The organism is Streptomyces sp. M-16 (genome assembly GCF_052114405.1).
Taxonomy (GTDB): domain Bacteria; phylum Actinomycetota; class Actinomycetes; order Streptomycetales; family Streptomycetaceae; genus Streptomyces.
This window is the reverse complement of record NZ_JBFRER010000077.1, coordinates 1-17,561: the sequence shown is the minus strand read 5'-3', so window position 1 is coordinate 17,561 and position 17,561 is coordinate 1. Positions and strand designations below refer to the sequence as shown.

Below are 17,561 nucleotides of genomic sequence, written 5' to 3'. Positions count from 1 at the left end.
GGGTGGCGTCCGGCGCGGGGATCGGCAAGGCTGGGGCGCATGGTTTCGGTAGTGCAGAACGTGGCGATCGACTGTGCGGATGCTTATGAACTGGCCCGGTTCTGGAGCGGTGTGACGGGTGGTCCGCTGGACCCGGGGGACGGTCCCGGCTCCCGGGAGGTCCAGGTGACGCCGGCGCAGGGCCCGGTGCTGTACTTCAACCAGGTGCCCGAGCCCAAGACGGTCAAGAACCGGCTCCACCTGTGCCTGCGCCCCGAGACCTCGCGCGATGGGGAGGTGGACCGGCTGCTGGGCCTCGGCGCCGCCTTCGTCGCCGACCACCGCCATCCCGACGGTACGGGCTGGGCGGTCCTCGCCGACCCCGAGGGCAACGAGTTCTGCGTCCTGCGCGGCGAGTGGGACCGGGCCCCCGCGGACTCCTGACTACAGGGCCTCGCCGACGGCGCGCTCGTACAGGGCGCGGACGTCGTCCCCGAAGTAGGTGCTGTACGAGGTCTCCTCGTCCCCGCCCCCGTCGCGACCGCCGATCACCCCGATCAGCGTGTGYCCGCCGGTCAGGACGGGGCCGCCGCTGGTGCCGTTCGGCACGTCCGCGCAGTCCAGCCGCAGCTGCGTGGGGCCGTCGGCCACGGCGGTGTTGGAGCACGCCAGCGGCTGCTCGGTGTCGTTGGGGTAGCCCACCAGGCGGGCCGGCACGGGCAGCGGGGGCCGGAAGCGGATGGTCTGCGCCCCCGTGACGTCCTCCAGCCGCAGGCCCGGATGGCCCGGCCGCCGTACGCGCAGGAACGCCACGTCGTGGTCGGGGTCGGAGGACTCGGCCCAGCGGGGGTCGACGTAGACGCGGGTGGGCACCCACACGCCGTAGGGGGCCGTGTCGTCCTGGTAGCCGGGGACGAAGGCGAGGTTGGTGCGGAAGCCGCCCGCGTACACGCAGTGCGCGGCGGTCGCGATGAGGTCCCCGCCGGGGGAGTGGACCACGCTCGCCGAGCAGTGGTGGTCGGAGTCCCAGTCCTCGCCGGGTGAGAACAGCGCGCCGATCGCCGGCTCGGGCGGCGCGGTACGGGCCTCCAGCGGGTCCGAGCGCCGCCAGGGGGGCGTGGCCGGCGCGGCCTGCGCGAGGACACGGGCGCTCTCCCCGGCTCCGGCCGGTTCGGTGAGCCGCTCCAGCGCGGACACGGCGGCCTCGTCGGCCAGTGCCTCGTCCTGGACGTAGCGGCCGCGCGCCGTGTCACCCTCGGCGACGGGCCCCAGCAGGGCGCGCAGCTCCGAACGGTAGGACAGGCCCGCGGCGACGAGCGCGCAGCAGAATCCGGCCAGGACGCAGAGCCGTACCGCCTTGCGGCTCACCGTGCTGCCGACCATGTGGTGCTCCCGCCGTCGAGGATGTTCCGTCGCTCCGTTCGACCGGTGCAAAGGCGACAAGAGTTCCCGAACCGGAACGTGTCGGTCCTCACAGCGTGCGGACCGCCATCTCTCGTCCTTCCACCCGTCACTCAACTCCCCTACGCTCCAGCCGACTTGAACCGAACAGTCGGACGGGCGAACGGGAGCCGAAAGCATGAGCATACGGAAGCGGACTACGGGCGCGGTGGTGGCCTCCCTGGCGGCCCTGGGGCTCGTCCTGGGCACGGCCCCGGCGGGGGCGGCGGGAGCCGGGGGCGCGGCGGCCGCGGCGGACCTGCCGTACGCGGGCTCGACGGGTGTCGGGGTCCACAACGCCTACGAGAAGACGAAGTACCCCTACTTCGCGGACGCCCTGGATTCCGGCGCGGCGATGCTGGAGCTCGACGTGTGGACCAACTTCTTCGGCAGCTCCTGGCGCGTCTCCCACGACAACCCCTTCGGCAACGACAGCAACTGCGAGAACGCCACCAGCCCGGCGCAGCTGCGCACCAAGTCCCGCAACCAGAACCTGGCCGGGTGCCTCTCCGACATCCGCAGCTGGCACGACGCCCACCCCGGTCACCGCCCGGTCGTCCTCAAGATGGAGCTCAAGGACGGCTTCGCCGCCAACCTGGGCCGAGGCCCCGCCGAACTCGACGCCCTGCTCTCCGCGAAGCTCGGCGACGCCCTCTACCGCCCGGCGCAGCTCGCCGCCGGCCACCCCGACCTGGACACCGCCGCCCGCGCCGGCGCCTGGCCCGCGCGTTCCGCGATGGCCGGCACGTTCCTCGTCGAGCTGATCCCCGGCACGGTCGAGGAGGGCAACAGCGCCGACAAGCTGTGGACGGACCGCGAGTACGCCGAACACCTGCGCTCCCTCGCCGCGGCGGGCCGCCTCTCCCAGGCCGCCGCCTTCCCGGCGGTCCACCGCGCCGAGGCGGGCGACCCCCGCAACCGCTACGCGGACGCCACGCTGCGCCCCTGGTTCGTGGTCTTCGACGGGGACGCGAGCGCCTACGCCTCCATGGACACCTCCTGGTACGACCGCAACCACTACCTCCTGATCGCCACCGACGCCCAGAGCGTGTCCCCGGCCATCGACGGCGTCCACCCCACCGAAGCCGAGGCCCGCGCCCGCGTCGCGCTGATGGCGGCCCACCACGCCTCGATCACCTCGGCGGACTGGTACCCCCTGCCCCAGGTCCTGTCCACGGTCCTCCCGCGCGGTTGACCGCTCACCCCTCGGGATCCCGCGGATCCCGTCGCCGCAGGGCGGCCCGCACGGCACGGGCCGCCCACCAGGTGAGCGAGGCGGCCACCGTCGCGAGGTAGCCGCCCAGTACGTCATGGGTGAGCAGATCGAAGCCGCTTCGGGCGAGTGATGACATGTCACCACCGTGACGGTCCTCGCGGCCCCGAAAACGGGCGGGGCCGTTCCGCGATATCCGTGCGCCGACCGCGGCCGGACTGGAATGCTCGGGCACGGCGACGAACGGCCACGAACGGCCGAGAACAGCCGGGAACGACGGAGCGCTACGGAGAGCGGCAAGGCGGCGGCGGGGCGGCGCCGCCGCGCGACGCACGGACGGGGAGCGAGCGGTGGGGCGAGCAGGCCGACTACGGCTGCCGGATCTCGGACCCGGTCCGGTGCTACGGCTGAAGCAGGCGCTGCACGAGCTCCACCTCCGTGCGGGAGCGCCGTCCATCGGGGAGATCGTGCTGGAGACCGGCAGGGTCCACTCGCGGTCCGTGGTGCACGGGGTGTTCTCGGCCCCGGCGGCTCCCCGGCGCGACCCGATGGCGACGGTGGCGGAGGCGCTCCTGCGCCGGGTGCGCAACGCGGACGTGGAACGCGAGCTGGACCGTCTCCACCTGCTCTGGCAGGAGGCGTGGGCGGCCGACGCCCCCGGGACCGGGACGGTCGTCGGCCCCGGGGGCGCGGCCGTCCCCGCCGTCCCCGCCGTCCCCGCCGTCCCCGCCGTCCCCGCCGTCCCCGCCGTCCCCGCCGTCCCCGCCGTCCCCGCCGACGCCGCTGAGGGCCGCGGCCCGAACGGCCGGCTGTCGGACCTGTTCGGCCTGTGCGGCTGGTCCAGGGGCGAACTGGCCCGGCTCGTCAACCGGCAGGCAGTGGCCATGGGGCACGCGCAGCCCGCCATCGACGGACCGCGGGTCCGCCGGTGGATCGAGGACGGCGAGGTCCCGCGCGCTCCGATCCCGATGGTGCTGTCGGCCCTGTTCACCGAGCGGCTCGGCCGCGTCGTGACGATCGAGGATCTCGGGTTCCCGCTCTTCCCGGGCCGGCCGAAGCGGGAGGCCGCCCCGTCCGACCTGCCGTGGGCACCCGAACGCACCGCCGCGGTCCTGACCGAGTTCACCGGCAAGGACCTCATGCTGAACCGCTACATGGTCGTGGACCCCGGCAGCGCCGTGATGCTGGATCCACCGAGCACCTCGGAGAAGGTGCCGCTCGCCACCCGTCTCCTTCCCTCGTGCGCCCTCTGCGGCACTCACCCGTTCGAGCCGCTCCTGTCGCCCGCCGGGGCCAGGGCGGGGGTCTGCCTCGCCTGTGCCGGAGAACTGCGGCGGATGCGGCGCCGGGACCGCTGAGACGGCCGGCCCGTCCCGCCGGGGGAAGGCGGTGGGACGGGCCGGGCGGGCGGATCGGGACGGGTCAGGCCGACGGGGTCAGCTGGACGGTCGCCTGGGTGGCGGACTCCTTCAGGATCTGGAGGTGGGTGCCGGTGTCGGGGACCTTGACGCCGAGCTGGGGGAGTTCCGGGTTCCAGTACGAGCCGTGGCGGTCGTCGAAGATCGGGACGCCCGGGCGCGAGGGGATCACCAGGGGCACGCCCGCCCTGTGGAGGGTCACGCGGTCCGTCGGGCGGGTGGAGAACGGCGCGTCGAAGGTCTGGGCGCGGGCGTTGAGGGGGGAGCCGTCCGCGAACCTCAGCGGGTCCGGACGGGAGTCCACCGGGAGGAGGAGCCCCGCGCCCGGGTGCGCCTTGGTGGTGTTGTCGCTGTAGGCGGTGTCCCAGAGCCAGACCAGGACGCCCTGCTGGTACGGGTAGAACTCCACCTTGTCCCCGGTGAAGCCGAAGTTGTACGGACCCGTCTTCAGCAGGCTGCCGTAGCCCGTGTACCGCCGGTTCTCGACGAAGTAGGCGCGCGGGTGCTGCTCGCTGCCCGTACGGCCCTCCGTGCGCGACCACTTGAGAGCCGTCCAGCCGTTCGCGCCCTGCTCCGCGCCGTCGCGCAGCAGCTCCCTGCCGTCCTCGGCGGTGATCCGGAGGTCGTCGAAGGCCGCGCCGCGGCCGTGCGTGTTGCCGTCCGAGGTGACGCGCAGGCGCAGCTGCACCGAGGTGCCCGCGAACCGGTCCAGCGGTACGGTGAGTTCGGCCCAGCCGGCCGAGGTGCCCGAGAGGCCCTTGGCCGGGACGGGGGCGCCGTTCACGGTGCCGGGCAGGGCGGTGAAGGTCCGGCCGCCGTCCGTGGAGGCCTCCACCGTCACGAAGTCGAAGTCCTGCTCGGTGTCGTACCAGACCCGGGAGGAGAAGACGGCCCGTCCGGCCGGGAGGTCGACGGTCCGGGTCAGGGTGTTGTCCATGAAGTCGCCGGTGCCGCTCCACCACTGACTGGCGCCCTCGTAGGGATCGGCCAGCTCCGTACGGGTCACCGATGGCGGGAGGTGGACCAGCAGGGCCTGCGGATCGGCGGTGTTGTAGCCCGAGACGCCCAGCACCGCGCGGGTGCGGCGCCCCGCGTCGGCCTCCGTGTACTCCAGCCAGCCCAGCTGGAGCTTGCTCCACGGGTCGAGGTCGCCGGGGAACTCGCCCGTGGTGTTCCGGCCCTTGCCGAGGTAGGACGCCGAGGACATCAGCGACCAGAAGTTGACGGAGTTGTCCCCGTCCGAGCTGTACAGGTCCGGCAGCCCCAGATCGTGGCCGAACTCGTGCGAGAACAGGCCGGCGCCGCTGTTCTCGCCGCCGGTCAGGTAGTCCCCGGCCCAGATCCCGGTGTCCCCGACCGGGGTACCGCCCGCCTTGTTGCCCTCGGGGCCCGCGGTGCCGGCCTGGTTCCAGTACGCGAACCAGCGGTGCGCCCAGACGGCGTCCTTGCCCTGGGCGCCGCCGCCCCAGGTCTGGTCCTTGCCCGCGTGCACCACGACCAGGTGGTCGAGGTAGCCGTCCGGCTCGTCGAAGTTGCCGTCGTGGTCGGCGTCGTAGCGGTCCCACACGTCGTACTCGGCGAGCTGCGCCTTGATCTGCTCGGGCGTACGGCCCTTGGCGCGTTCGGCGTCGTACCAGGCGGCCGTGGCGTCGCGGATCATGTCCCAGTTGGTACGGCACTGGCCGGACTCGGTGCAGTTGTCCGTACCGTAACGGGCCTCGTTGTAGGGGAGCTTGACCCAGTCGGTGACGGTGCCGTCCATGTCGTAGCGGCCGGAGGACTGGGTCCGGTAGTAGGCCCGCATGCTGGCCGAGCCGGGGTCGGTGGAGAAGAACTGCCGCTGGTAGGAGGCCCGGTCGAAGTCCTTGCGCCACAGGGTGTGGTTGTCGTCCTCGGCGGGCTTGCCGATGGTGTTGTGCAGGGGCCCGGGGGTGCCGCCGAAGCGGGGGTCCGCCTGGTCGCCGAACTCGGCCAGGATGACGAAGACCTTGTCCTTGCGTTCCTGGGCGAGTTCCACGTACTGCTTGCCGACCTTGGCCGTACGGGGGAGGGTGCCGTCGGCCTCGGCGCGCAGGCCGGACGCGGCGCCGCCCGCCGCGACGTCCTCCAGGGCCTGCCGGCGCAGGGCCTGGCGCTGGAGTTCGAGGGGGGCGGGCGGCGGTGCGGCGGCTTCCCGGTCCCGCGGGTCGCCCGCGGCCGACGGCGGCGGGGCGGCGGGTGGAGCGGCGGCCGCCGCGGGGGAGGAGAGGAGGGCGAGGGCGGCGAGGGATATCGCCGCTCCCGCCGCGAGAAGTCTGCGCAACGGAGGTGACCTTTCGGGGAGTTCGGTCCGTGGCTCGAAGCGCAGGTAATATTTCACATGTGACAGTTGACCGCTAGACATCGGACGGGAGTCGGAGGGCCAGCGCCGCGCAGTGCCCTTCCGGGACCGTCACGTCCGCCAGGGACCACCCCGGCATCCGGGCCGGGGCCGGGCCGGTGCCCACGTAATCGGCCGCCGGATCCTCCGAGAGCCCCACCCCCAGCCCCTTCAGATAGGCCTCCTTGCGCGTCCACACCCGGGTGAAGGCCAACGGCCGTGCGGGGGCGGGCAGCAGGGCCAGCTCCGCGGCCTCCCGCGGGTGCAGCACGTCGGCGGTCTCCGCGATCACCTCCGGCCGCACCAGTTCCTCCACGTCCACCCCCACCGGGGCGTCCGCGAAGGCCAGCAGGCTGATCCCGGTGCAGTGCGACAGAGAGAAGTGCAGGGCCCCGCCCGGCAGTACGGGACGCCCGTGCGGCTCGTCGCAGTGCCCGCACGGCGCCCGCTCCACGGTCACCTCGCGCGGGGCCAGCCCCAGGTACGCGCCGAGCAGCCGGCGCAGGGCGACGTGCGCGCAGACGTAGCTGTCCCGGTCGGCCGCCAGCGCGAACTCGGCCGCCCGCGCCAGCTCCTGGGCGTCCAGGGTGCCCGGCGCGTGCCGGACCGCGTGCTCCCGGTAGGCGGTGGTGTCCACCAGCCACAGCTGCGGAGCCGCGGCCACCAGGACCGCCCGCGCCGGACCGGGGTCCGTCAGGACGCGCGGCAGGGTCGGCAGGGTCGGCAGGTTCGGCAGGTTCGGCAGGGGCGGCAGGGCCGGCGGGGTCGGGCCGGCCGGTCGGCCCGTCCCCGCCGCCCGCGGCGGCGCGTTCACGCCGCGGCCGCGACGGGCAGCTCCGTCACGGCCGGCTCCTCGGCCCGCGCCGGGTGGCGCAGGGCCAGTACCGCGGCGACCGGGGAGACGAAGGCGATCGCCCCGCACACCAGCCAGGTCGTCTGCACCCCGAGGACCAGCGACAGGGAGCTGAAGACGGCGATCGAGACCGGCGCCGTACCGATCCCGGAGAGCGAGAGGGTGGACATCGCGGCGCCCATCCGGTCCTCCGGCGCGGACTGCTGGTACAGGGTCACGATGGCGGGCCCGTTGAGCCCGGACAGCAGGCCGACCCCGGCCGCGACGGCGGTGAGCGACACCACCGAGGGCATCAGCGCCATCACCAGGATCCCGGCGGCGAGCCCGGCCCCGGTCACGACGAGCCGGACGAACATCGGGATGCGGTGCGCGAGCGCCGCGCCGACCGCGCTGGAACCGAGCGCTCCCACGCTGAACGCCGCCAGGACGACGCCCACCGCGCTCACGCCCCAGCCGCGCTCGGAGACCAGCAGCGGCAGGGCCACCTCGGCGGGCCAGCTGAAGGCCATGTCCAGGCAGAGCGCGGCGACGAACATCCAGCGCAGCCGCGGGTGGCGGGCCAGCAGCCGGAACCCGTCGCCGGAGCGCTTGACGAGCGACACCCCGGGCTCGGGTTCCGGGCGGACGAAACCGTGGGTCACGTGCAGCAGGCAGCCGAACCAGATCGCCCCGGTCACCGCGCCGGCCAGCAGGGCCACCCACAGCTGCCCGACGGTGATCAGGAAGGCCCCGGCGGGGGCCCCGAGGATCGGGGCGACGCGCAGCACCATCGCGTAGAGGGAGTTGGCGCGGGCCAGCTGCTCCCCCCGGGCGAACAGCGGCAGCAGGACGCCCGAGGCCGGCCCGGCCAGACCCAGCAGCACCCCCTCGACCAGCGCGATCACCACCAGCGGCCACAACTGCTCGGCGGTGGCGGTGAGTACGGATCCGGCGGCCAGCAGCGCGACCCGCGCGGCCGTGGTGCGCAGCAGGACGAAGCGCGGGCCGAGGGTGTCGGCCACCGCCCCGCCGAAGATCAGCATCAGGGCGCGCGGCACGGTCGCGGCGAGCATCAGCAGGGTCACGGCGCGCGTGCCGCCGAGCTGGACCGCCGTCCAGTTCATGGCGATGAGCAGGGCGAAGCTGCCGAGCTGGACGGCGGCCTGGCCGCCGACCAGGGAGCCGACCCGGCCCCACTGCACGCGCTCGGGGGCGGTTGCTTCTACGGGGGATTCCATGGTGCACCTTTGTCTGCGAGGGGCGGTGGACGATCAGGGTCGGGGCCGGGCCGTCAGCGCGACGGCGACGGCCCGGCGGGCGGCGCGGGTGAGCCCCGGGGCTCCGGGCGCCGGCCCGTACGTACGCAGTTCGAGGCGGCCGCCGAGGTGGCCGAGCCCGGCCTCGGCGAGGGCCCGGGAGGCGGCGGCGCACGCGGCGGCGCGGGCCGCCCGGGTGGCGGTGGCGGTGGGGCGGTTCGTGCGGGCGCCGGGGCCGGGGGAGGGGGAGGGGGAGCGGGAGGGGCCGGGGGAACGGGAGGGCGCCAGGGTGACCCCGGGCGTCTCCCCGAACCGGAACCGCGCCCGTACGACCCCGCCCCGACGGCTGCCCGCGGGATGCCCGGCGGGCCCCGCCGGGCGGGGGTTCACGAGGGCTCCGGGACCGGCAGCGGGGCCGGTCCGGGCGCCGGGGTGCGGGGGGACCAGAGGTCCTCGGGGGAGAGGTCGGCCGGGCGGTACTTGCCGACCGCGCTGACCAGCAGCCGCACCTCCAGGGCCAGCGCCTCCACCAGCCGGACCAGACCCGACGCGGGGTCCTCGTCGACGGCGAGCAGCGCGGCCCGGCCCAGGCCCACGGCCGTGGCCCCCAGCGCCAGGGCCCGCACGGCGCGGCCGCCCTCCCAGATCCGGCCCGAGGCGAGCAGGTCGCCGGCCGGGCTGCCGATGCGGCGCAGGCATTCGCCGAGCGGCAGTCCGGCCGCTTCGAGGAACACCCGGGGCGCCCAGCCGGTTCCGCCCTCCGCGCCGTCGACGGTGACGGCGTCCGCGCCCGCCGCCCAGGCGGTGGCGGCCGCGCGGGCGATGTCGCGGCCCGGGTGGAACTTCACCCAGGTGCGGGCCAGCGGGAAGTTGTTCCGCATGAACCGCAGCTGCTGGCGCACGATCTCCTCGGTGAAGGTCCCCGGGGTCGCGCACCGCAGCAGCCGCCCGTCGGGGTCGCCCAGCAGGTCCCGTACCGCGAACCGCCCGCCGAGGCGGTCGGCTTCCGCCGCGCCGACCACGGTCATCCCGCCGAGGCCCGGCTTCGCGCCCTGGCCCGCCTTCAGTTCGAAGCCGAGGCGGCCCGAGTCGCGCAGCGGGCGGCTGCCCGGGTCGCTGTAGAGGAGGTTCCACACCTCGGAGTCGGCGTCCTCGGTGGACTGCTGCACCACCACCCCGCCCACTCCGTCGGGGAGTTCCCCGGCGTACGCGGCCACCCGCTCCAGCAGCGCCGAGCTGCTGCCGTAGCCGTGCACGGGGACCATGTTCTCGCCGATCACCATCGGGATCCCGAGCCGTGCCGCCTGCCGGGCGGCGGCCACGCCGAGGTCGCCGCTGCCGGCCCGGGTGGAACCGAAGGCCGACAGGTACAGCGGGAGCCGTGCGGTGAATCCGCCGATCCCCGTGCGCAGGTCGACGTCCTCGTACGAGGGCTCCCGGCCCAGGTCGATGAGCTTCTCCAGTCGCCTCGGCATGAACACCGGTGGCACCAGCCGCAGTTCGTCCAGTGCGTCCGCGGTGTCCGGCGCCGTGGCCGGGGCCGCCCCGAACAGCGCGCTCCCGTACTCCCCGGCCGGCGGGAACACCTCGGCCGTTCCCGCCCGGGCCCGGGCCCGTACCGCCTCCTGTGGGAACCCGTCCGCCCGCAGCCCGCTCACGGCGCGATCACCCCCGGCAGCTTCGGGTAGGCGCTGACCTGCCACAGCGCGTCCAGGCCGGTCAGGAACCGGACGAGGCGCTGCAGGCCCATGCCGAATCCGGCGCTCGGTTCGATGCCCTCCCGGGCCAGCTCCAGGTACCAGGCGTACTTGGCCGGGTTCTCGCCGCTCTCCCGCATCCGGGTCACGATCGCCGCGTACCGGTTCTCCCGCTCGCTGCCGCTGACCAGCTCTCCGTATCCGCCGTGCGCGATCAGGTCGAAGTTGCGCAGCACGCCCGGGTTCCCGGGGTCCTCGCGGTCGTAGAAGCCGCGCGATCCCTTCGGGTAGTCGTTGACGAAGAACGGCCGGTCCGCCTCCAGGGAGAGCAGCTTCTCGCCCGCCCAGTCGATCTCCGCGTCTGGGCTCTGCGGATGGCCGTGCCCGGTCAGCCGGGCCACGGCCTCCGCGTGGGTCAGCGCGTCGAACTTGCCCTGCCGCAGCTCCGCGAAGTCCAGTTCCTCACGGCCCAGTTCGCGCAGCAGGTGGGGCACCGCCGTCCACACGTGGTCCACCACGTGGGTCAGCAGTCCGGCCGCGACCTCCTGCGCGTCCTGCCGGGTGCCGCCCGCCATCTCCACGTCGATCTGGTGGAACTCCACCAGGTGCCGGCCCGTTCCCGCCGTCTCCGGCGGTTCCACCCGGACGTTCGGCGCGATGTAGAAGAGTCTGGGGAAGCCCCTCAGCGAGGCCTGCTTGTAGAGGATCGCGCTCGTCATCAGCTTGTACGGCTGTCCGTAGTAGTCCACGTCGAGCGCCTTCGCGCCGCGCCCGCCGGGGTCGGTGACCGGTCCGACCAGCGGCGGCAGCAGCTCCACGAATCCGGCGCCGCGCAGGAACCGGCGGGCCGCGTCGAGGACTTCCTGCTGTACGAGCATCGCGGAGCGCAGCCGCGGTGACCGCAGGTGCTCACCGAGCGGGGGAGGGGTGTGCGGGTCCATGTCGACTCCCGATCGTCCGAAGGGGGTGGTGGGGATGGTGGTGGGGGTGGGGCCGTGCTGTGCCGTGTTCACGCGCGGGCCCGAGGCCCGTCGTGGCGCCGGGCCACCGAGCCCAGTGCCACCAGCAGGCCGGCCGCGGACAGGGCCCGGCCCGGCGGCGCCTTCCGGTACGGGGYCACCGGCATCGCCCCGGCCTCGGACCAGCGCAGCCGCCCGTCCGCGTCGACGAAGCTGCGCGAGCGGCCCGCGTTGTCGGGGTGCAGGCAGTACGGGACGTCGAGCACGCCCCGCGCGAACGCGGTGCGCAGCGCCCGCCCCGGGTCCTCGGCCAGGTCCAGCACGGCCTCGACGAAGGCGCGGGCCTCCCGGTACACCTCGCCGTCGGCCGGGCCGGGCGGATCGGCGGGGTGCTCGCACAGGGCCGCGGTGGCCGCGGCCGTCTCCAGGGCCCGTACGTTCTCCTGCACGGTCGGTATCCGGTGGGCCTCGGCGGCGGTCTTCACGATCAGCCGCTGCGCCCCGGCCCGTACGGCGAGCCGGGCCGAGGCCTCCAGCAGCCGGGTCGCGCCGCGCGCGGTCCGCGGGAAGACGCCCATGTAGGTGTAGAGGACGACGTGCCGGTCCACGCCCGCCGGCAGGAACTCGGCGGCGAGGCGGCGCAGGGCGCGGACCGCCTCCTCGTCCTGCGCGGGGTCGGTCTGCTGGGCGTAGCTGAGGGAGACGCTGCGGATGCCGTGCCGGACGAAGAACAGCCCTTCCAGCAGGCTCAGGGCCACCAGCAGTCCGGGAGGGCAGAGCTGGCCGAGCATGCAGCCGCCGAAGCTCTCCAGGTGCGGCACCCGCGGGGCGGGGACCAGCTCGGCCAGCAGTTCGCAGGAGCGGGCCCAGTTCTCCACGGACTCGGCGAGGGGGGTGCGCCCGTAGGGCAGGCAGTAGGAGACCGGACCGCCCTCGGTGGCGTCCAGTCCGGCGGCGGCCAGGGCCCGGACGATGGCTTCGGGACGTGAGGAGCCGTGCCGGACCTGGACGGGGAACGCCGGGCCGCGTACGCCCTCCAGCAGGGCCCGCGTGAGGCCGCTGGAGTGGGTGGTGATGGGGTAGCCGTTGAGCGGGGTGCCCTCGGCGAGTGCGGCACGGGCGGCGTCCTGATCGCCGACCCGGGTGTAGCTGTCGATGGTGAGGGTGCCGACGGTGGTGGCGACGGCGTCCTTGGTGCGCTCCAGGCCGTCCCGCATCCGGCGCGGGTCGCCGAAGCCCATGCGGGGCTGGACGACGAGCTGTCCGGAGGCGGCCGCGCGGGCGACGAATCCGCCGAAGGAGGTGTCGGGGGCGGCCGGTTCCCGAGCCGCCGAGGGGGCCAGGAGGGTGGCGCCGCCGCTCATGCCACGGCCTGCCGGGCGGGCCGGCCGCCGCCCGCGAGGAGGTCGAGGAAGTCCCGCAGGGCGCCGGTGTCCCCGTCGTCGAAGACGGCGTCGCAGCCCGCGTCGAGGAGCCGGCGGCGCAGGCGGGGGTCCGGGACCCCGGCGACGCCCAGCTTCCCGCCGATGGCGACGGGCAGGGTCACACCGGCCCGGCGCAGCGCCAGGACGGCGCCGAGACCGTCCCGGTAGCCGTGTCCGTTCACGCTGCTGACGACCACCAGGTCGGGCCGGCCGGGCCCGGCGGCGGCGCAGGCGCCGGCCAGGAGGCGGTCCGGCACGCAGGGGCCCAGGTTGTGGACCCGGTGTCCCAGCTCCTCCAGGAAGAGCTGGAGGTAGACGAGGTTCCAGGTGTGGGAATCCGATGCCGTACCGCTCAGCAGGATGTGCATATTACGTCGTCGCATACGATGAATATAGGAAGCTCTGGACCCGCCGAGGGGAAGTTGCTGCGGCAGTATCGGGGAATTGCCTGGCGGGTCGGCGGGGAATGCGGAAAGCCGTGTCCCGCAGTGCGGGACACGGCTTTTCCTGCAAGGGGCGCCGGTGTCAGCCGGCGTACTGGGCGATCAGGGTCCTGGGGCGGATGTCCGTCCAGTTCGCCTCGACGTACGCGAGGGCGTCCGCCCGCGTCCCCTCGCCCCACACCACCTCCCAGCCGCCCGGGACCTCGGCGAACACGGGCCACAGGGCGTGCTGGCCCTCGGCGTTGACCACGACGCGGAAGGTGCCCTCGGTGTCGTCGAAAGGATTGGTCATGACAGGCTCCTCAATTTCTCGGAAAGGATACGGCCGATCAGTGCGAGAGGTTCCGGTTCGCCCATTCTGGTGTGCGGGACGCCGATGACGTGATTTTCCACGCTGCCGTCCACATAGGGAATCCAGTTCTGGGCGAGGTTGTTTTCCGTTTCCCCGTCCTCGATGGCCGCCAGGAAGAGGAGATCGGTGGCGACGGGGCGCGGGGCGTACAGGTTCATGATTTCGGCGTGGTCGACGGAGGCGCCGATGACCGAGCGGATCTCCGCGTCGGAGAAGGCGCCGAGGACCGGGTCCTTCAGCCGGACCAGACCGATCAGCGCGTCCACGTCGAACGGGGCGTCCTCGGGCTCGTCGGTGGCGTCGCCGACGAGCATGTCCCGCTTCTGCGCCGGGGTCATCCGCCGCCGCTCGGGCTCGGTCGGCAGCAGGTGCACGTCCATCATCGCGAGGAGGTCGGTGCGTTCGCCCAGAGCGGCGAGGCGGACGGCGAGCGCGTGGGCGACCGTACCGCCGAACGACCAGCCCAGGAAGCGGTACGGGCCGTGCGGCTGGACCTCCCGGATCAGCGGGAGGTAGTCCTCCACCATCTCCTCCACGGACGCGGGGGAGTGGCCCAGCTCGCTCAGGGCCCGCGCCTGGATCGCGTACAGCGGCTGGTCCGGCCCCAGGTGCCGGGCCAGGCCCGCGTACGGCCAGCCCACGCCCGTTCCCGGGTGGATGCAGAACAGCGGTGGCCGCGAACCCCCCGGCTGGAGCGGCAGCACCACCCCCATCGGGTCGAAGCCGCTCGGTTCGTCGCCCAGCAGCCCGGCCACCGTCGGCGTGCGGAACAGGTCGCGCACGCCGCGCTCCAGCCCGAGGACCGTCCGCATCCGGCTCACCAGCCGCACCCCGAGCAGCGAATGCCCGCCCAGCGCGAAGAAGTTGTCGTCGATGCCGACCCGTTCCACCCCCAGGATCTCGGCGAACAGCCCGCACAGCACCTCCTCGCGCGGGGTGCGCGCCGCAGGCCCGGTGCCGCGCGGTGCGGCGGCGGGCGCCGGCAGGGCCTTGCGGTCGGGCTTGCCGTTGACCGTGAGCGGGATGGCGTCCAGGAGCACCGCCGCCGACGGGACCATGTGCTCGGGCAGTTCCTCCGCCGCCCAGCGCAGCAGCCCGGCGTCCGTCAGGGTGTGCCCGGCGCGCGGGACGGCGTAGGCGACCAGGCGCTTGCCGCCCGGTCCGTCCTCGAAGACCACCACGGCGACCTGGCCGACCCCGGGATGGCGGGCCAGGGTCTCCTCGATCTCACCGGGCTCGATGCGGAAGCCGCGCAGTTTGATCTGGCCGTCGGCCCGCCCGATGAACCGCAGTTCGCCCCCGGCCGTCCAGTGCACCAGGTCGCCCGTGCGGTACATCCGGCCGCCGTCCGCGGCGAAGGGGTCCGCGACGAACCGCTCCGCCGTCAGGCCGGGCCGGCCGACGTAGCCGCGGGCCACCTGCGTACCGGCGATGTACATCTCGCCGGGGACGCCCACCGGGACGGGCCGCAGCCGTTCGTCCAGGACGTGCACCCGGGTGTTGTCCAGGGCCGCGCCCAGGTACACCCCGCGCACCTCCCGCTCGGTGAGCGGGAAGCGCTGGTGGTGCGAGGCGAAGGTGGTCTCGGTGGGGCCGTACGAGTGGACGAGCACGGTCTCCGGGCAGTGCTCCAGGACCCGCTGGAGCGCGCTCGGGGACGCGACGTCCCCGCCGGTCCACACCTCGTCGAGGAGCTTGAGGGTGTCCAGGCCCTCGTCCGCCATGACGTGGAAGAGCCCCATGGTGAAGTAGGCCGCCGACACCCGGTGCGTGCGGATGGTGTGGTCCAGTTCGGCGACGTCGGTGCCGTCGCCCGGGGCGATCACCAACTGGCCCCCGCCCAGCAGCGGGACCCACAGCTCGTAGGTGGAGGCGTCGAAGCCGATCGCCGAATGGACCAGCATCCGGCGGTGGTGGGCCAGGTCCCAGCAGCGGTCGGTGACCAGCTCCACCACGTTGCGGTGGGTGACGCCGACGCCCTTGGGGCGGCCCGTGGACCCGGAGGTGAACATCACGTACATCAGGGCGTCCTCGCCCACCGCGATCCCCGGATCCGTTCCCGGATAGCCCGCCACCGGGGCGTCCACCGACAACACCCTCACACCGGAGGTGAGTTGGCGGGCGACCTGGGGCAGCTCCGCGTGCTCCTCCCGGACCAGCAGCACCCGCGCGCCCACGTCCTCCATGATCATGTCCACCCGGGCGTCGGGCAGCCGCGGATCCAGCGGTACGTACGCCGCCCCGCACTTGAGCACCGCCAGCGCCGCCACCGGCAGGTACGGGGTGCGCTCCAGCAGCAGTCCCACCGCCGCGTCCCGGCCCACGCCCGCCTCGACCAGCCGGTGCGCCAGCGCGTTGGCCCGCGCGTCCAGCTCGGCGTACGTCAGGGTCTCGTCCCCGTAGGAGACGGCGGTCCTCCCCGGCGTGCGCCGGGCCTGCTCCGCGAACCGTTCGTGCGCCAGGCCGCACGCGGCGCCCGGGACGGCGGTGTCGTTGTAGGCGGCCAGCCGCAGCCCCTCCTCGTGCGACAGCAGCTCCACGTCCCCGATCCGCTGCGCGGGATCCGCGGCCACCGACCGCAGGGTGCGCGCCACGTGCCCGGCGAGCACCGCCGCCGTGCCCGGGTCGTACAGGTCGGTCGCGTACTCCAGTACGCCCTCCAGCCCGCCCGGGGCCCCGTCGGCGTCCCGGGTCTCGCGCAGCGACAGGGTCAGGTCGAACTTGGTGAACCCGGAGGCCGTCCCCAGCGGGGTCCCGGCCAGCGCGCCGCCCACCGGGGTCCGCCGCTCCGCCGGGTGCACCTGCACGATCACCTGCACCAGCGGGTGGCGGGCCGTGGAGCGCTGCGGGTTGAGGTGCTCGACGACCAGGTCGAAGGGGAGTTCCTGATGGGCGTAGGCGGCCAGTCCCGTCTCCCGGACCCGGCCGACCAGCTCGGAGAAGCGCGGGTTCCCCGAGGTGTCGCAGCGCAGCACGAGCGTGTTGACGAAGAAGCCGACCAGGTCGTTCAGGGCCTCGTCGTCACGGCCCGCGACCACCGTGCCCAGCGGCAGGTCGGTGCCCGCGCCGTGCCGGGTCAAGGTCGCGGCCAGGGCCGCCTGCACCACCGTGAACAGGGTGGTCCCGTGCTCCAGGGCCAGGCGCTCCAGCCGGGTGTGCGTGGCGGCGTCCACTTCCAGGGGCGTCGCCGCGCCCCGGTGCGAGGCCTCGGCCGGCCTGGTCCGGGCGGCGGAAAGCTCAAGGACCGGCGGGGCGTCCGCCAGGGTCCGCTCCCAGAAGGCCAGGTGTTCGGCCGCGGCCCCGCCCTCCAGGGCGGCCCGCTCCCACAGGGTGTAGTCCGCGTACTGCACCGGCAGCGGCTCCCAGCCGGGCGCCGACCCGCCGAGCCGGGCCCCGTAGGCCTCGGCCAGGTCGTCGAACAGCGGCCCCGCGGACCAGCCGTCGGCGGCGATGTGGTGGACCAGCACCACCAGGACCTGCTCCTCCCCGCAGCCGATCAGCGTGGCCCGCAGCGGAAGGTCGGTCGCCAGCGCGAACACGTGCCCGGCGGCGGCGTCCACCGCAGCCTCCAGACCCCCCTCCGGCGCGGTGACCAGTTCCAGAGGAGGCCTCGCCCCCTCGCACACCCGCTGGTACGGCCGGCCGTCGACCGCCGGGTACACGGTGCGCAGCACCTCGTGCCGCTCGGCGACGTCGGCCAGCGCCTCCGCCAGCACCGCCGGGTCCAGGGGCCGTTCCAGGCGCAGTGCGAAGGGGATGTTGTACGACGGGCCCGGCCCCTGGAGCTGGTCCACGAACCACAGCCGGCGCTGCGCGTACGACAGCGGGACCCGCTCCGGCCGGTCCGCCGCCGGGGCCAGCGCGGGCCGCCCGGCCGGCGCGGCCTCCCGGCCCAGCCGCAGCGCCAGCTCGGCGGGGGTCGGCGCGAGGAACAGGTCCCGGATCCGGGCCTCCAGCCCGAGCGTGGCCCGGATCCGGTTCACCAGGCGCACCCCCATCATGGAATGCCCGCCCTCGGAGAAGAAGTTGGCGTCCGGGGCCACCGGCCCGTCGAGGCCGATCACCTCCCCGAACAGCGCGCACAGCACCTGCTCGACGGAGGCGGCGCCGACCCCGGCCGCCGCACCGCGGACCCCGGCGGCCCGCCCGGAGGCGCGGGCCGCCCGCTCGGACGCCCTCGCCGCCCGCT

14 protein-coding genes and 1 pseudogene are annotated in these 17,561 nt (G+C 74.4%); 3 read left to right on the top strand and 12 right to left on the bottom strand.

All coding sequences use genetic code 11. The features are described 5' to 3' along the window. Positions 1-39: 39 nt before the first annotated feature. A complete protein-coding gene (locus AB4039_RS28515; protein ID WP_266843391.1) occupies positions 40-423 on the top strand; it encodes a VOC family protein in 384 nt (127 codons plus the stop codon). Here AB4039_RS28515 and AB4039_RS28510 read toward each other — a convergent pair whose 3' ends face one another. Then, the gene (locus tag AB4039_RS28510; protein WP_442272148.1) at positions 424-1,362 is read right to left on the bottom strand and encodes a trypsin-like serine peptidase; all 939 of its coding nucleotides are present in this window, start codon (positions 1,360-1,362) and stop codon (positions 424-426) included. A 196-nt stretch (positions 1,363-1,558) separates the two neighbouring features. Here AB4039_RS28510 and AB4039_RS28505 point away from each other — a divergent pair, with 196 nt between their 5' ends. Continuing rightward, positions 1,559-2,614 carry a phosphatidylinositol-specific phospholipase C domain-containing protein gene (locus AB4039_RS28505; RefSeq protein WP_442272147.1) on the top strand — a complete coding sequence of 352 codons (1,056 nt, stop codon included), beginning with the start codon at positions 1,559-1,561 and terminating at the stop codon, positions 2,612-2,614. A 4-nt stretch (positions 2,615-2,618) separates the two neighbouring features. Here AB4039_RS28505 and AB4039_RS28500 read toward each other — a convergent pair whose 3' ends face one another. Further along, positions 2,619-2,771, bottom strand: coding sequence for a hypothetical protein (locus AB4039_RS28500; RefSeq protein WP_266843394.1), 153 nt, complete (start codon positions 2,769-2,771; stop codon positions 2,619-2,621). Between the two features lie 670 nt (positions 2,772-3,441). On the opposite strand from AB4039_RS28500, the pseudogene AB4039_RS28495 reads away from it, so the two are divergent. Beyond that, a pseudogene (locus AB4039_RS28495) lies at positions 3,442-3,813 on the top strand (hypothetical protein); the annotation flags it as partial. Positions 3,814-4,054: 241 nt separating this feature from the next. Here AB4039_RS28495 and AB4039_RS28490 read toward each other — a convergent pair. The 10 genes from AB4039_RS28490 to AB4039_RS28445 all read right to left on the bottom strand — a co-directional run. Continuing rightward, positions 4,055-6,352 carry an immune inhibitor A domain-containing protein gene (locus AB4039_RS28490; protein WP_442272146.1) on the bottom strand — a complete coding sequence of 766 codons (2,298 nt, stop codon included), beginning with the start codon at positions 6,350-6,352 and terminating at the stop codon, positions 4,055-4,057. 73 nt (positions 6,353-6,425) lie between these two features. Next, entirely contained in the window at positions 6,426-7,223 is a 798-nt protein-coding gene (locus AB4039_RS28485) for a 4'-phosphopantetheinyl transferase family protein (protein WP_442272145.1), read from the bottom strand. Continuing rightward, positions 7,220-8,479 carry an MFS transporter gene (locus AB4039_RS28480; RefSeq protein ID WP_266843396.1) on the bottom strand — a complete coding sequence of 420 codons (1,260 nt, stop codon included), beginning with the start codon at positions 8,477-8,479 and terminating at the stop codon, positions 7,220-7,222. The genes AB4039_RS28485 and AB4039_RS28480 overlap by 4 nt, the downstream gene beginning before the upstream one ends. Before the next feature lie 33 nt (positions 8,480-8,512). Then, complete coding sequence (locus tag AB4039_RS28475; protein WP_442272144.1) at positions 8,513-8,887, bottom strand: hypothetical protein; 375 nt, start codon at positions 8,885-8,887, stop codon at positions 8,513-8,515. Continuing rightward, positions 8,884-10,155, bottom strand: coding sequence for a glutamate synthase-related protein (locus tag AB4039_RS28470; RefSeq protein WP_442272143.1), 1,272 nt, complete (start codon positions 10,153-10,155; stop codon positions 8,884-8,886). Before AB4039_RS28470 ends, AB4039_RS28475 begins: the two co-directional genes overlap by 4 nt. Continuing rightward, complete coding sequence (locus AB4039_RS28465) at positions 10,152-11,135, bottom strand: asparagine synthetase A (protein WP_442272153.1); 984 nt, start codon at positions 11,133-11,135, stop codon at positions 10,152-10,154. The genes AB4039_RS28470 and AB4039_RS28465 overlap by 4 nt, the downstream gene beginning before the upstream one ends. A gap of 68 nt (positions 11,136-11,203) precedes the next feature. Beyond that, positions 11,204-12,517 carry a methylaspartate mutase gene (locus AB4039_RS28460; RefSeq protein ID WP_442272142.1) on the bottom strand — a complete coding sequence of 438 codons (1,314 nt, stop codon included), beginning with the start codon at positions 12,515-12,517 and terminating at the stop codon, positions 11,204-11,206. Next, complete coding sequence (locus AB4039_RS28455) at positions 12,514-12,960, bottom strand: cobalamin B12-binding domain-containing protein (protein ID WP_442272141.1); 447 nt, start codon at positions 12,958-12,960, stop codon at positions 12,514-12,516. Before AB4039_RS28455 ends, AB4039_RS28460 begins: the two co-directional genes overlap by 4 nt. Before the next feature lie 142 nt (positions 12,961-13,102). Beyond that, complete coding sequence (locus AB4039_RS28450) at positions 13,103-13,312, bottom strand: MbtH family protein (RefSeq protein WP_266843401.1); 210 nt, start codon at positions 13,310-13,312, stop codon at positions 13,103-13,105. After that, on the bottom strand, positions 13,309-17,561 hold a 4,253-nt coding region (locus tag AB4039_RS28445; RefSeq protein WP_442272140.1), incomplete at its 5' end, for a non-ribosomal peptide synthetase. The genes AB4039_RS28450 and AB4039_RS28445, both read right to left, overlap by 4 nt.